Genomic DNA, 14513 nt, shown 5'->3' on the forward strand with positions numbered 1-14513 from the left:
ATAGGTCACAAAGATATGGTTTTATTAAGAAAGGTGAGTTCCTTGCGAAAAAAACGGATTTTGCTCTTATCCGAGGGCTTCGGGAAAGGTCATACGCAAGCGGCTCACGCGCTTTCAGTGGAGCTAAGACAAAGCTCATCTGAAATTATCACACGCGTGATCGAACTTGGCGCTTTTTTGCATCCTACCTTAGCACCTTGGATCTTTTCGGCATACCGCCGCACGGTTACATCACAACCTAAACTCTATGGTATGCTTTACCGTAATCAATATGAAAAGTCGCCTAACCGCGTTGCAGCGCTTTTTCTGCATCGTATTTTCTACTCCCAAACGAAAGCAATCATCAAGCAGCTAAAACCAGATATCATCGTTTGCACACATCCTTTTCCGAGCATCATTGTCTCTCGTCTGAAAAGAGCTGGACTTGCTGTTCCACTCTTCACCGTCATCACCGATTATGACATTCATGGCACGTGGATTGATCCAGCAGTGGACAAATATTTGGTTTCAACACCATTGGTGAGAGAACGCTTGATAGCCCGCGGCGTGCCGGAAACGCATGTTGAAGTCACGGGGATTCCTGTACATCCTAATTTCCGGTTGGAACATAGCAAAGAGCAGATTCGCCAAGAATTTGGTCTAAAAGCAATGCCCACAGTTATGGTCATGGGCGGCGGTTGGGGTGTATTTAAAAAGGAAGAAAAGGAAGAACTGCTGACGTACTTGGCAAGCTGGAGCAAGGATATCCAGCTTCTAATCTGCTTGGGGACGAATGAAAAAGCGCGTCAACAACTACTCGAGGAAGACGTGTTCCGGCAGCCTAACGTACATCTAATCGGTTACACTAGTGAGATTAACAAGCTGATGGACATCTCCGATCTGCTCATTACAAAGCCTGGCGGGATGACCTGTACAGAAGCGATGGCCAAAGGCATTCCGATGCTGTTCTACAGCCCAATTCCAGGTCAAGAAGAGAAGAACTGCGACTATTTTCAGGAACAGGGTTATGGTCAGAAAATTATTTCGCTAGAGATGATAGATCACTGGTTCAAATTGCTGCTTGAACAGTATCCCGAACTTGTTAAACGTAGAACGGACATCCGCAACCATCAAAAATATACGGCGCAAGACTGCTCCGCAGCTATCATGCAATATTTAAAGTTATCGGAGAAGCGCCCCTATATGCAGGCATCAACAACAACAACGCTCATACAATGGTATTAACCATGTATAGGGCGGTGTTTTATTTATGGATCCCCTTCACCGATTCGGTAAGCAGTTCATCTTCACTTATTTGCTTATCTGGTTCGTCGGCAGCCTCTGGATGATGGCTGTGCTGGGGAGCGGCTCTGTTCAGGGGAAACTTCTCGGTATTGACATAAATCTGTATCACGAGTATGCGTGTTTTGGATTTGCAGGAGCTCTAGGCGGGGCGCTGTATGGACTACGCATGTTTCATGAGCATTACCATGACCTCACCACACAATGGGTGTACTGGTACCTGATGCGTCCGATACTATGCTTCGGATCAGCGATTATCACCATCGTCTTATTCGAGAGCGGCATTCTGCTGCTGCAAGTCGGGGACTCGATGGCTGCTCGTATCAGCGTGGCGTTTCTCACTGGATATGGGTACGGGAAATTCATGGAGAAGATTCGTGCATTGACGAATACCTTTTTTAATGGAAACGGGAATGGGAGTGGGGGCAATAACGGAAGTAATGGTGGTGATCAACCGAAGGCCTAATAAGATGGTGCAAAAAGACATGTTGCTGCAAACATGTCTTTTTTTTTGCTCAAAATAACCATAAGAGCTGAATCGAGCCAAATTTATATTGAATTGGTTTGGGTTAATTGGAGATTATAAATTTGCACCCACTTGTATAAAGGAGAACACGATGAGAATATTCTTTATTTTGTGTATTTGTCTATTTTTGATGCAGCCTACTGCTAATGCAACCCCTAAGAAAGATCGAGCTTATTATGAGACACGCGGAGAAATCGTTTGGGAAATAACCACCGATGAAAAAGTCATTGCATTAACGTTCGACGATGGTCCTCACCCTGAGTACACAGCTCAGATTCTGGAACTTCTAAAACAGTACGAGGCTAAGGCCACTTTTTTCGTTGTCGGTAATAAAGTAAAACTTTATCCTGAAGTTCTAAATCAAACTATACGCGAGGGCCATGAGATAGCTAATCATACATATAGCCACGCCTATCTAAGCAAAAAAAACAACATCAAAAAAGAAATTAATCAAACAGAGGAACTTATTTATGACACAACAGGAAGACGGTGCCTATTGTTTCGCCCACCTGGAGGGTTTTATAACGAGAGTCTTGTAGCTACTGTCCGAGCAGAAGGTTATAAGATGATTATGTGGAGTTGGCAATTGGATACAAAGGATTGGAGTACACCAGGGGTCAACAAAATTGTAAATCGTGTATTAAAGAATGCGAAAAACGGAAATATTGTGTTATTTCATGACTATATTGAAGGTCCTACACAGACCATAGCAGCCTTGAAGATTATTTTGCCGGAATTAAAAAGTAGGGGATATCAGCTAGTTACCGTTTCACAACTTCTAAACTATAACAAGGCTCTCCCTGCAAAAATTCATTAGACATAGAAATGCCTAAATCTAAAAAGAGATCTGAAATGGAGTGCTTTTCGATGGCAAATTTTAAGTTAAGTTATTGTTTGATACTTTGTGCGCTGCCTGTTTTGTTCGGATTCACAACATCTGCTGGCGACTCCGTCATGACCGAGATTATGAATGAAGCTCCAAAAATGCGAATCTCACCTATATCCGCCAGAATAGATCGTGTTGAGGGTGCTATCCCTGGTTACAATGGTCTGGAAGTCGATATACAAAAGACATACGAAATGAACAAGAACAACCTTGGCGGCAGATCTATTCATTATGTTTATAAGGAAATACCAGCGGAGATTCATCTTAACCAGTTGGGAGCTGCCCCCATTTATCGCGGCAACCCTCAAAAACCTATGGTTTCTTTCATGATCAATGTTGCATGGGGAAATGAATATATCCCTGTTATTCTCGATACATTGGACAAGCATCATGTGAAAACAACTTTCTTTCTTGACGGTTCTTGGCTTAAAAAGAATGTGACCACGGCCAAACAAATTCTGAACCGCGGTCATGAATTATCCAATCATGCTTATTCTCATAAAAACATGAGCCAATTAAGCAACAGCCAAGCTTACCAAGAAATCTCGAAAACCGAGAAACTGCTCTCTCAAGAGCTGCAAGTAAATAATCGATGGTTTGCTCCCCCGTCGGGCGATTTCGATAAAGAGACTGTAGAAGTTGCTCAAAGTATGAAGCTGAATACGGTGTTGTGGACGTTAGATACGGTTGATTGGAGAAATCCAAGCCCGCAATCCATTATTCATAAAATAAATACAAAAGCGGACAATGGTTTCTTAATCCTGATGCATCCTACTCGATCAGCAAGTTCAGCCTTGGATGGCATGATTACCGCTGTAAAGAATAAAGGATTGCACGTAGGGACTGTAAGTGATGTATTGTCTACAAATCGGGTTCCAGTTGGTGAACAGTATTTTGGGACAGAATGACGTGGAACTTCTGGGAGAGTTACAGAACGCGCTTAGCCTTAACTAAGCGCTCTCTCCAAGAGCTATTCAATTCTGATATCGTGACTCCAATGCCTGGGCGGAAGGTATGCAGCATAAGACCGTTACCTAAGTACACCGCAACATGTCCGATACGGTCGATACCGCTTTTATTTTTTCTTTTGGGAGTGGTGAAAAACACGAGATCACCTTCACGCAGCTGATCGATGGACACTTCTGTACCTAGCTGACTCTGCTGCCTTGAATCACGCGGCAGCGATACCCCTTGACTGATAAAGATGTATCTCAAGAAGGAGGAACAGTCGAAAGAGTCAGTTTGGTCCGACTTCGCCCCGAATACGTAGGGGGTTCCAAGGAAGCCAAATCCTTTTACTACGAGATGGTCGGCTTTACGTTTCCAACTCGGCTCCTTTTGATCCGAATGGGCAAGCCGTTCAAAATGTGCGACTACTTTAGCTATTTCGGCAGCGGATATCTTTACATTCTTCGCATTTGGGACTGGATCATCTCCATCATGGGTCTGATCTTGTGTGAGAGCGTTCTCATTCTCCTTCGCGAAAGGTACGCTGCTATCAGGAGTTGTCAGCTGCACCTCACTTCCGGTGAAAGGAGCTGACCCTTGCTCCGACATTCTCACTTCAGCCTTTGGTTTCGCTGAAGATTCCTTATCGGTAGTGGTATCCTGTCCTGATAACTGAATAGGGGCAGCTGCTACCCATCTATTGGAGTGAGCATTCGAGAATGCAGCCGATAATTCCATGTTTTCAGGATTTTTTATGGTAAAACCGATTAATACCAGAAAAGCAAAAACTAGAGCGGCTATCGCATATTTTTTGGCAAGCATGTGTGGCCTCCTCTAGATAAGCAAGTTTACCTATACAATTCTACGGCCGATGACAAGGTCAGGGGGTATAGAGGATGGAATTTCATGGGTGATTAGACAGCAAAGAAGCCTTTCCGTCAGCAGTGCTCTGCTTCCGGAAAGGCTTCTTCGTTATTTCAGTGCATCAAACGTATGCACCTTGTTCCAACTAACACCACCGCTAGCGGTGGTGTACATCACGCTTGGCTGCTCATTGTCATTCGTGATGAGCCACCCTTGATTCGCATCTGCCATAGCCAACAGCAGCTCACCATAGCCTGTGAACGACTCCTTGCCGTTTACCCATGTCTTGCCACCGTCCTTGGTCCACCCGACGGAGTTCGGCTTGTCGCAGCTCGGGCACTGCCCGCCCATATAAGCTACGTCTGGGCTCACGACGTAGAGAGGTCCGGGCTTTGCGCCCGTGTTCTTCGGCCCCGTGTTCTCACCCGCAGGGAAACCAGGGGCTGGTCCACCTCCGGCGGTGCTGTTTGCCAGAACCGTCAGCCAGCTTTTCCCGCCGTCTTTCGTGTGAAACAACGAATACGAGGTTTGGGTCATCCCCGATTCCCCAATTAGCTCAACCCACGCATCGTTTACACCCGCAGAACGGATAACGACACCGGTTAGTGAGGCTGCTGTTTTACGGGACATAACCTTATTCCATGTCTTGCCGCCATCCTGTGTTCGTTGGACTTCAATAGCATCCTTGACTTGTCTAACAGCCCATCCATTATTTTTATCATGGAAATAAGCATCCCCCTTCGTCCCCTCAGGTACTGACAAGGAAGTCCATTTCACTCCTCCATCCATGGTGTGTGCATTTCCGCTAAATGCTTCCGTCTTCGTTACAAAATGAAGGAACGCCTGATTCGGTACTTTACCAACGGATGTCCAGTGCTGGCCTCCATCCTTCGTACTTAGCAGTTTACCTTCATCCGAGGCAACTGCCCAAGCATCTTGACTATTCAGTGCAAACAGCTGCTTAATGTCGCCTGTCCCCTCGTATTGAACCTTCCATTTTACACCGCCATCCTCTGTTCGTGCGATCCAACCTTTACCGCCGATCCAGCCGGACTTGGCATCAGCCAGCCTTACCGCCGTTACCCCGTTCATCGATACCTTCGATGGTGTTTCATTACCTTTATTAGGAACAGCTGTCGAACCTGGAGCTGGCGTGTCAACAGCAGCTGTCGGTTGTGGTGTGATAGTTGCACTAGGCGTCGGTGAATTTGAAGCATTCACTGTCCCGCTTGTGGTTCCGGATGATTCACACCCTGTAAGTGCGAATACCGTTATTGCCAAAAACGTAATCGTTTTTCTCAACATGATGATAACTCCCTTCACTTCTAATCGTTCATCGATCTACCTTATAGACGTAACTTTCCTCAGAAAAGTTGAGCCCATAGACACAAAACTTTTTGGCAAATTTAGTATGTCCCATAGCGTAAAGTGCTTATGTTGGAAGCAAGAATTACCAACATTCCCATTTTAGCAAAATAATAAATTAGGCATGACTCATCCTCTTGACGAATACAATCGAATCAAGGAGGGGGACATTGTTACGGAAAGGAAGAGGATCGGTTGAAATTCATCTGGGGTAAAAAAGAACTCACCTTAATGATCATTCCGGGCGCCAACCGCCGAACCGTAAGATTCAAGCTTCCGCACAGTAGTCTATATATTGTGCCAAGCTTGATCCTGCTCGTGTTGATTGGATTTTTTGTCACGATTTACTTAATGAATATCTACTCCCATCAAACGAGAACCAGCATGCAGCAAACGTTCGATGGACAAGAACGCCAACTGGTTAATCAAATTACACTTAAAAATAGCGAACTGGAACAGCTTCAAACCAATTTGATTGACTTATCCCAGCAAGCGAATGAATTTAAGGTGAAGTTAGAAGAAATTAAGAAACTTGATCATGTCATTCAGTTAATGAGCCAGACAGAAGGAACAAACCGGACAAGCAAAAAGATTTCTATGGAGAGTACAGAAACTCTGAGTGGAGTACGCTCTGACATCGGTGGCAGCGAGGTCCCTGTTACTTCGGAAGAAGTAACTTCTTTGGTCAGCAGCACCAAACAAGGACTTTTTTCGTTAGTTGGGGATATTAACGCCCTTCTTGTGAATTTGAGCGAATCCGAAGCCAGGTTGGTAGAAGCCGAGCGTCTACGCAGCATTACGCCGACACTTTGGCCAACGACGACCCACCTTATTACATCAGGTTTCGGCATACGAAGAGATCCTTTTACGCTTAAACCGACCATGCATGCCGGGCTTGACCTCGATGGTGAGATCAATGACCCCGTATATGCCACTGCTGCAGGTAAAGTCGTAGAAGCCAGCTTTGACAACGAACATGGCAATCATATTATTATCGATCATTCCCGAGGGATACAAACGGAGTACATGCATCTGAATAAAATCCTCGTCAAACGCGGAGAATCAGTAACGAAAGGTCAAAAGATCGGCCTACTCGGCTCCACAGGACGAAGCACGGGCTCCCACCTGCATTATGAAGTTCATAAGAACGGCGTCCAGATCGACCCCTCCCCTTATCTCATTACCAATAGAAAGGATGAACCCTAATGCTTGGAAGCTCTAAATCGAAGCGAATTGATACGAAAACAACCGACACATTGATCGGGGGCAGTACCATTTGTGAGGGTAAAATCATGTCCGAAGCCAGCCTTCGCATCGAAGGCCAGATGAACGGCGACATTGAGTGCGCAGGCGACATCACCATTGGTGAGAACGCTGTTGTGCAGTCCAACATCCAGGCACGCGATGTCATCGTTGCCGGTAAAGTGAAGGGCAATATTCACACCAAAGGCAAGCTCATCGTGACCAGCTCCGGCGTGCTTGTTGGCAATATCGATGTCCGGTCCTTCATTATTCAGGAGGGCGGCATTTTTCAAGGAAGCAGTGCGATGAACCTCGCAGCTGTGAATGAAAAAGGCAGCGGAAACAGCAAAGTCATCGATGCCAAAGCACATAAACAGCAGAAGAGCGAGCAGCAGGCTGCTTCTGGCGGGAACTAAAAAACAGGGGAGCCGCGTATGCGGTTCCCCTGTTTTTTAGTAAGTTCACGAATAGATTAGTGCTGCACGCAATCCAGTTTCCGTGAATTGCACTATGGTAAAAGTCCCGTCCTCCCGGAACCTCAGATCGTCCGCCATTCGTCAATGCCCCTTTCTGATCGCAACTAAAAATATCTGACACCAAGCTGAATAGAGGATAAGCCTCGCATATCCCTACCTAGTCCTCGTTATACCACTTCAGAAGGTCGGATTCCTGTTCTTTATTTTGCCTGATAAAAGCTTCCAGCCCTTCCCGATCCGGGGTACCGGTGCTGCCGCCATAAGCTTCGACTGACAAAGCACCGCAAACGTTGCCATATAACAGGCAAGTCTCGACATTCTGCCCTGTTAAGAACCCATACATGTAACCGGCATTAAACGAATCTCCTGCTCCTGTCGTATCTACAGCTTTGACCGAGAATCCGGGGCGAGATGTTTGCAAACCGTCTTTCATCGCTACGGCTCCTTTGGGTCCGAGCTTGACTACAACATGCTTGCAGAAGCCCGACATATAACTTAGGTTGTCATCTATGTGTTCGAAGCCCGTATAGTGGTGCGCCTCGGTTTCGTTCATCAGAAAGACATCTACATAACGCATCAACTCAAATACCCCGGAATACCATTCTCCGGTATCATCCCACCCTACATCGCAAGATAGTGTTACTCCCATCTCTTTCAACTTCTTAGCCATAGCGACGAATTCGTTATGGTTGCGTCGTCCTCTATAACCGGTTACGTGGACATGTCTGCCTGACGCTACTTGAGCTAAATCCAGATCGCTTACTTGCAGCTCAGCGTTTGATCCTGCATAGGTAATAAAAGAACGATCCTGCTCAGGATTAATTGCTATCGTTATGCCTGTACGATTCGTTTGGCTAGTCCGGATCAGACTGGTATCGATACCATATTGTCCAAACTGTTCCCGAATATAATGACCGTAGCCATCATCTCCAAGAACACCATTAAATGCTACATGCAGCCCTAGCTTGGCTAATGAGATCGTGAAAAGAGCCGCACCTCCGCCTACATGCATCAACATATCTTCAACAAAAATTTCCTGCCCTGGCAGAGGAATCTGATTACAGCCCACCACTACTAAATCAATATTGGCATCGCCGATGACAACCGCATCAAATTTGCTCATTACGCACTCCCTCTCCCGCTCCGTTCTCTGTCTATCCCTCAGTTTGATAGGCCCTGCAGCTGTCGCGTACGACAAGCCTATGTCCCAATATCAAGTCTTCCCTCGGACTGCATGCAGGATCTGAAATTAATTCAATCAGCGTATCCACCGTAATTTTCCCCATGTCCTGAATAGGCTGCTCCATAGAGGACAAGCGCGGACGAACGAGCTCCGTCAGTTGGCTTCCATCAAATCCGATGATGGATATATCTTCCGGCACTTTTAGCTGATGGTCATGAATGCAGTTCATAGCTCCAACCGCCATATCGTCACTTACTGCAAATAAAGCGGTAGGACGAGGCTCACAGGCAAGCAGTTCCTTCATCAGATTGTATCCGCTCTGCGTCTTATAGTCGCCGAACCGGATATAGTCATTCACAATCCTGACCCGCTGATCTTTGAGTGCATTGCGATAGCCTACATAACGGTTCTGCCCTGAGGTGATGTCTCTCATATCCCCGCCAATAAAGGCAATTCGCTCATGTCCGAGCTCAATTAGATAACGGGTCGCATCATAGGCCGCCTCGTAATCATCAATAATGACAGAAACGAACTTATGATCTAATGGTCTTACACTCGAAAAAATTACAGGAATATCCAATTTATTAATAAAACTGCGAATGTCATCGCTTAATTTTTCATGCATAATAATAATGCCGTCTACACGCATCTCTTTAAACACATTCAAATATTTTAGCTCTTTATCCGTATCCTCGATAATGTTGCAGACCAGTAGGTTGTAATCATTCAAGCTCGCCGTTTCCTCGATACTGCTCAAAATAGTGGAATAGAAGCTGGATGTCAGATCGGGAACAATGACGCCAATCAGGTTCGTTTTCTTCCGTACCAAACTCCTCGCGATATGGCTTGGGGCATAACCCAGCTCGTCAATCACGCGTTTCACTTTGGCCTTCAGATCGTCCTTCACGTATTTTTCTCCGTTTAACACTCTGGAAACTGTTGTTACGGATACTCCCGCTTTCTTGGCTACATCTTTAATTTTTGGCGCCATGATTATCATCCTTCCTTACTTGCAGCATGAACATTTTTCTCTGTTATTCGACAAATATCGGCTGAGCGAACGCCCCGAATCCACCTTCCAAGTAGACAGCGATGCGGATATAGCCTTCATCGCCTTTGACCGTATACTTCACCTGTTTCATTCTTCCTGTTTCCTCATGAAGTATACGGCCTTCTTTACCGATCAATGTCACATATTTATACATTTTATCATACAATGGGCTTGACCGAAGATCATAAATAATTTGACCGTCTTCTACCTGAATTCCTTCAAAGCCATAGCCTGTAGAAACATAAAAGCTGCCCTCACGAATCGCGGTAAGAATAGCTCCACTCGTATTTTCTTCTGTGAGCACCATATTCCAGGCTCGTTTCTCCTGCCCGTAGACGTGTGAGTCATCATTTCCGAAGCCCCATACCCTCCGTCCTGCGGACAATAGGTAATCCCATTTATCGAAAGCGATGTCGTATTCCGGATTTCCATCCCCATTCACAACCTCAATGCCGTTATACCGCTGCATACTGAGCATATCCTCATGCCGCCAATAATGGGAGAAAAAACGGTTCGGATGGGCCAGTATAGACAGGCCGCCGTTCTCCACACATATATCGGATAGTCTCTGATAATTGGCAATCGAAAATTCATTGGAGTATCCGTCCATAAGAGATCTCGGAGGGTGGACAAGCAGCATGTGCGTTTGCGAACTGCTCACCTCAATGGCTTCAAATACGGTCCCAATCGTGTGCTCGCCTTCATGCTCGGTAATCAGATCATGATCGGATATGCCTAGAAAGTCATAATCATGATACATGCGGTACACCGCCCAAAGCGGATGATGCCCATCACTGTTCGTCGTGTGGTTATGAAAGCTGCCTCGCAGCCAGATGCCTTGTTTGTCATAGGGATTTGTTATTGAAGTCACTTACAACCTCTCCTCTTGGGCGTCTATTCTTTGACCGATCCAATCATCGCACCCTTGGCAAAATACTTCTGAATAAAGGGGTAGGCAGCAATAATCGGTGCCACAACTACGATGATCGTCGCCATCTTCAGGGAATCTCCCGTAAGCTGCATGCGTTCAAGCATTTGAAATTGCGTCGTACCGGCAGCCTGCATCAGGGATTCTCGAATTGCATCCTGTTTGGTTAACATCTCCTGCAGCAGGGTGGACAAAGGTCTAAGCGACGCGGTTCGGACAAAAAATGCTCCTGTGAACCAATCATTCCAATGACTCACAGCTGTAAACAAAGATATAGTTGCCAGCACAGGCTTACTGAGCGGCATGATAATCCGCATAAAAATACCAAAGTCGCTGCAGCCATCCAGCTTTGCCGATTCCTCCAGACTGATGCTAATTTGCTGAAAAAACGTCCGCATGATGATCAAATTCCACGCACTATATAGTCCCGGAAGAACATAGACCCAGATTGTATTGGTCAAATGCAGATTTTTAAGCAGCATATAATAAGGAATAATGCCGCCAGAGAACAACATCGTAAAAAAGACCATAAGCGTAAAAAATCGCACGCCCGGCATCGTCTTGCTTTTTAGCGTATAGGCAGCCATAGCTGATAAAAACACGCCTGAAATGGTGCCTAGAGCCGTACGAAATATGGAAATGGCAAATGCTTTGCCGATATTAGCCGATGTAAACACTTCACGATAATTTTCTAGCGTCCATACGCGGGGCCAGAAATAGATGCCTCCTCTTTCCGCATCCTTACCTGCGTTAAAGGAAAGTGCCAATATATTCAGAAAAGGCAATATGATGGACAGGCACAGGAGAATAATGAGTGCATAATTAACGAATTTGAATATTTTTTCACCTGCTGAGAGCTTATAAAATTCATTTCCCACGTTAATCTCACCCCTGACTAAGAAGTGCGCTCCCGCCGTTACCTGGGGGAGCGCCCGCTTCCCTACTATCCATTCATTATTTGAGAATAACCTTCGTTTTAGGATCGCTGTCCTTCTTCTGAAGCAGTTCTTCGAATTTGTCCAAGCCAGCTGCCTGTAATTGCTTTTTCGATGCATCTAGAATTTTTTGCGCTTCATCCAAGCTCTTGGCATAGAACGCGCGAATGACGCTTTCATTGTAGTTCGTTAAGGCTGTTTTTAATTCATTCCCTGTCGCAAGCTCATTAATAAATGAAAGCGGACGATAGCCGTCGTTGATGATTGCGTTTTTCTTTTTCTCGTCATAGCCCCAGTACTCGGCAATTTTCAGCGGTGTCGCATTGGCTTCCGGTGAAACAGAATCACCATACTGCATTTCGCCGAAATCGCCCAGCCTGTTGATATCCGTACTGCCGAGATAGCTTCCCCAGCCATTCCCTACTCCCTCAAAGCCAAGCTCCTTGGCCGCTTTCGGATCTTTGTTCCGAAGCTCCAACACTTCTTTCTTGACCAACGGATTGCCTTTGGCATCCAGCGTAAAGTCTCTTCCCTCTAGACCGTACTGCCAGAGCAGCTTGCCTTCACGACTGGCCAGGAAATCGGCAAATTTGACGACATCCTGCGGATTTTTCGTTGTTTTCGGAATCGACCAGGCCATGTACCCGCTCTTATAATCAACCGACATCCGGTAGCTTCCATCCAAAGAATTAATAGGTCCAAGCGGAAGATAGCTCATATCTTTATTGAAGTCCAAATAGCTATGCATATCGCCGATGATGCCAAATGAACCGTTAATAGCTCCTTCAGTCGCTTTATTTTCCTGCATCGCGTAATAATCTGGAGCCATTATTTTTTCCTTCAAAAGCTTCTGAACGAACTCAATACGCTTCATCGGATATTCTGTCTTGCTTTCGTGAACAATTTTACCTTCCTTGTTCTTTTCGAAGCCTTGGTCAATCGCTCCCCAGGTCAAATCATTGAACAGGGGTCCATTCTCGTGATTGCTATTACCCCAGTATCTAGGTCCGAGGGGGGTAACCGCTTTTCCGTTTTTATCTTTGAAATTCCCGTCTTTGATCTTCTGTGCCAATTCATATACTTGATCCGTTGTTTTAATCGTTCGAGGATCAACCTTCAACGCTTCGGCAATATCTTTGCGTATGAAAGGACCTCCGACATACTTGCGTTCTTCGTAGCCGCCCTCTCTTTGAACGTTCATATGGACAAAGTAACTGGAGCCGTTAAATTCCGGACGGAACATAACGCCGTTCTTCGTATCAAGCGGCAAATATTTATCATCCAGATATTTGCTGTATATCTTGGTGCCTTTTATAAGAGGAGTCAGGTCAGTGAACATGTTTTCTTTGGCAGCTTTCAGAATGACTGGCATTTCTTTGCGTCCACTGTTATTGAGATAATAAACGATGAAGTCAGGCAAGTCGTTAGAAGCGAGCCCTGCAATAAGGCCGTCAATCGCGTGCTCCGAGTTTACACCTTCCATTTGCAAAGTAATCCCTGTCATTTCTTTCAGCTTCTTGGCAATCTCCGGATTGATGTCTTTGGTTATATCATCGCTGTCAATAAACAGAAGCCCCTTGATTGTTCTGTCTGCAATCCAAGTTGCGGGCTTGCCGCTGCTGGCTGTGGTTGACGGTGTTGTACTAGCATTGTCCCCTCCACCTGCTGGTTGACTGGAACTTTCACAACCGGCAAGCAGTAAACTTGCTGCCATAGGCATGGTAACCCATTTGACCCATCTTTTGCTCATACAATACTCCCCTTATCTTTCAATTTTTATGAATAACACCCGAAGGCGTCCTTCAACTGTTGAAAAACGGAAATCATGGTAGCGCTACCATATAGATTCGTCAAAAAACTTTTTGGAAGCTCGATTGGCAGTTACGACAAGAATCAGTCCAATAACACCCTGCATTAAACCAACAGCAGTCGCATAGCCGTATTGTCCATTTTGAAGGCCTACACGAATGATATAGGTGTCAAGAATATCAGCTAACTCCATATTCCCGGGTGTTCTCATCAGATAAATTTGATCAAATCCCGCTTGCAGAATGCTGCCCAGCGACAAAATAAACAGGATCGAAATCGTTAACCGAATGCCCGGCAAGGTAACGTGCCAGATTTCATGCCATTTATTAGCGCCATCAATCTTAGCGGCTTCATGCAGCTCAGGATTAATGCTGGCAATAGCGGCCAAATAAATGATGGAATCCCATCCTATACTTTGCCAAATATGGCTTCCAAACATGAGTGGATAAAAGTACTTGCTCTCCATCATGAAAAAAGTGCTTCCGTCTCCGCCGAAGAATCGGATCGCCTCGTTCAGCAGCCCTGTCTCGGGAGCAAGAACCCGCTGCATAAGGCCAATGACGATAACCCAGGAAAGAAAATGCGGCAAATAGGATATGCTCTGTGTGATTCCGCGAAATCTTCGGCTTCTGACTTCATTGAACATCAACGCAAGCAGAATCGGAAAAGGCAGCCCCAAAAATACTTTAATACTGCTGATAATAAGTGTGTTTTTAATCAACTTCCCGCTTTGATAATCGTTAAAAAAAGCTTTGAAATACGTTAAGCCGACCCAAGGACTGCCAAGGATTCCCTTGTTAAACTGGTAGTTCTTAAAGGCTAGCATGAGTCCACCCATCGGGATATACGAAAAAATAACGAAGAATACAATACAGGGAAGGAGCATGAGATATAAATGCTTGTGTTGTAATATTCTTTTCCCCAGATCAGCATTTTTCTTCTTCACCGCAGCGCCAACTCTAGCTTGCGGCAGATTCGTTTCCATGTTATGACCACCTTCCTATGGGCTTCTGCAAACT

14 protein-coding genes are annotated in these 14513 nt (G+C 45.5%); 6 read left to right on the forward strand and 8 right to left on the reverse strand.

Annotation, left to right across the window (positions count from 1 at the left end; genetic code table 11):
* Window positions 1-42: 42 nt before the first annotated feature.
* The 4 genes from QFZ81_RS29905 (at window position 43) to QFZ81_RS29920 (ending at window position 3601) form a co-directional block, all read left to right on the forward strand.
* Entirely contained in the window at window positions 43-1224 is a 1182-nt protein-coding gene (locus QFZ81_RS29905; RefSeq protein WP_307438635.1) for an MGDG synthase family glycosyltransferase, read from the forward strand.
* A 25-nt stretch (window positions 1225-1249) separates the two neighbouring features.
* Window positions 1250-1747 carry a hypothetical protein gene (locus tag QFZ81_RS29910; RefSeq protein ID WP_307605674.1) on the forward strand — a complete coding sequence of 166 codons (498 nt, stop codon included), beginning with the start codon at window positions 1250-1252 and terminating at the stop codon, window positions 1745-1747.
* Window positions 1748-1898: 151 nt separating this feature from the next.
* A complete protein-coding gene (locus QFZ81_RS29915; protein ID WP_307438630.1) occupies window positions 1899-2624 on the forward strand; it encodes a polysaccharide deacetylase family protein in 726 nt (241 codons plus the stop codon).
* A gap of 50 nt (window positions 2625-2674) precedes the next feature.
* Complete coding sequence (locus tag QFZ81_RS29920) at window positions 2675-3601, forward strand: polysaccharide deacetylase family protein (protein ID WP_307605675.1); 927 nt, start codon at window positions 2675-2677, stop codon at window positions 3599-3601.
* Between the two features lie 19 nt (window positions 3602-3620).
* Here QFZ81_RS29920 and QFZ81_RS29925 read toward each other — a convergent pair whose 3' ends face one another.
* Entirely contained in the window at window positions 3621-4463 is an 843-nt protein-coding gene (locus QFZ81_RS29925) for a C40 family peptidase (protein ID WP_307605676.1), read from the reverse strand.
* A 150-nt stretch (window positions 4464-4613) separates the two neighbouring features.
* Entirely contained in the window at window positions 4614-5810 is a 1197-nt protein-coding gene (locus QFZ81_RS29930) for a WD40/YVTN/BNR-like repeat-containing protein (RefSeq protein WP_307605677.1), read from the reverse strand.
* A gap of 255 nt (window positions 5811-6065) precedes the next feature.
* Between QFZ81_RS29930 and QFZ81_RS29935 the strand changes: the two genes are divergently transcribed.
* A complete protein-coding gene (locus QFZ81_RS29935; RefSeq protein WP_307438622.1) occupies window positions 6066-7076 on the forward strand; it encodes a M23 family metallopeptidase in 1011 nt (336 codons plus the stop codon).
* Complete coding sequence (locus QFZ81_RS29940) at window positions 7076-7528, forward strand: bactofilin family protein (protein ID WP_307438620.1); 453 nt, start codon at window positions 7076-7078, stop codon at window positions 7526-7528. Before QFZ81_RS29935 ends, QFZ81_RS29940 begins: the two co-directional genes overlap by 1 nt.
* 217 nt (window positions 7529-7745) lie before the next feature.
* Here QFZ81_RS29940 and QFZ81_RS29945 read toward each other — a convergent pair whose 3' ends face one another.
* The 6 genes from QFZ81_RS29945 to QFZ81_RS29970 all read right to left on the reverse strand — a co-directional run bounded on the left by QFZ81_RS29945 (window position 7746) and on the right by QFZ81_RS29970 (window position 14479).
* Window positions 7746-8711 (reverse strand): carbohydrate kinase family protein, encoded by a 966-nt coding sequence (locus QFZ81_RS29945; RefSeq protein WP_307605678.1) that lies wholly within the window; start codon window positions 8709-8711, stop codon window positions 7746-7748.
* Between the two features lie 31 nt (window positions 8712-8742).
* Complete coding sequence (locus tag QFZ81_RS29950; RefSeq protein WP_307438616.1) at window positions 8743-9762, reverse strand: LacI family DNA-binding transcriptional regulator; 1020 nt, start codon at window positions 9760-9762, stop codon at window positions 8743-8745.
* A 43-nt stretch (window positions 9763-9805) separates the two neighbouring features.
* The gene (locus tag QFZ81_RS29955; protein ID WP_307438614.1) at window positions 9806-10693 is read right to left on the reverse strand and encodes a CehA/McbA family metallohydrolase domain-containing protein; all 888 of its coding nucleotides are present in this window, start codon (window positions 10691-10693) and stop codon (window positions 9806-9808) included.
* A 23-nt stretch (window positions 10694-10716) separates the two neighbouring features.
* Entirely contained in the window at window positions 10717-11628 is a 912-nt protein-coding gene (locus tag QFZ81_RS29960) for a carbohydrate ABC transporter permease (protein ID WP_307605679.1), read from the reverse strand.
* A 76-nt stretch (window positions 11629-11704) separates the two neighbouring features.
* The gene (locus tag QFZ81_RS29965) at window positions 11705-13435 is read right to left on the reverse strand and encodes an extracellular solute-binding protein (protein WP_307605680.1); all 1731 of its coding nucleotides are present in this window, start codon (window positions 13433-13435) and stop codon (window positions 11705-11707) included.
* An 84-nt stretch (window positions 13436-13519) separates the two neighbouring features.
* Complete coding sequence (locus tag QFZ81_RS29970; RefSeq protein ID WP_307438608.1) at window positions 13520-14479, reverse strand: ABC transporter permease; 960 nt, start codon at window positions 14477-14479, stop codon at window positions 13520-13522.
* Window positions 14480-14513 lie beyond the last annotated feature (34 nt).

Source organism: Paenibacillus sp. V4I9 (genome assembly GCF_030817295.1).
Classification (GTDB): domain Bacteria; phylum Bacillota; class Bacilli; order Paenibacillales; family NBRC-103111; genus Paenibacillus_E.

Excerpts from the sequence above, each read along its gene's own strand:
- QFZ81_RS29910 (WP_307605674.1), top strand. The coding sequence starts at position 1,250 with ATGGATCCCCTTCACCGATTCGGTAAGCAGTTCATCTTCACTTATTTG.
- QFZ81_RS29930 (WP_307605677.1), bottom strand. The coding sequence starts at position 5,810 with ATGTTGAGAAAAACGATTACGTTTTTGGCAATAACGGTATTCGCACTT.
- QFZ81_RS29945 (WP_307605678.1), bottom strand. The coding sequence starts at position 8,711 with ATGAGCAAATTTGATGCGGTTGTCATCGGCGATGCCAATATTGATTTA.
- QFZ81_RS29970 (WP_307438608.1), bottom strand. The coding sequence starts at position 14,479 with ATGGAAACGAATCTGCCGCAAGCTAGAGTTGGCGCTGCGGTGAAGAAG.
- QFZ81_RS29940 (WP_307438620.1), top strand. The coding sequence starts at position 7,076 with ATGCTTGGAAGCTCTAAATCGAAGCGAATTGATACGAAAACAACCGAC.
- QFZ81_RS29965 (WP_307605680.1), bottom strand. The coding sequence starts at position 13,435 with ATGAGCAAAAGATGGGTCAAATGGGTTACCATGCCTATGGCAGCAAGT.
- QFZ81_RS29915 (WP_307438630.1), top strand. The coding sequence starts at position 1,899 with ATGAGAATATTCTTTATTTTGTGTATTTGTCTATTTTTGATGCAGCCT.
- QFZ81_RS29925 (WP_307605676.1), bottom strand. The coding sequence starts at position 4,463 with ATGCTTGCCAAAAAATATGCGATAGCCGCTCTAGTTTTTGCTTTTCTG.
- QFZ81_RS29920 (WP_307605675.1), top strand. The coding sequence starts at position 2,675 with ATGGCAAATTTTAAGTTAAGTTATTGTTTGATACTTTGTGCGCTGCCT.
- QFZ81_RS29950 (WP_307438616.1), bottom strand. The coding sequence starts at position 9,762 with ATGGCGCCAAAAATTAAAGATGTAGCCAAGAAAGCGGGAGTATCCGTA.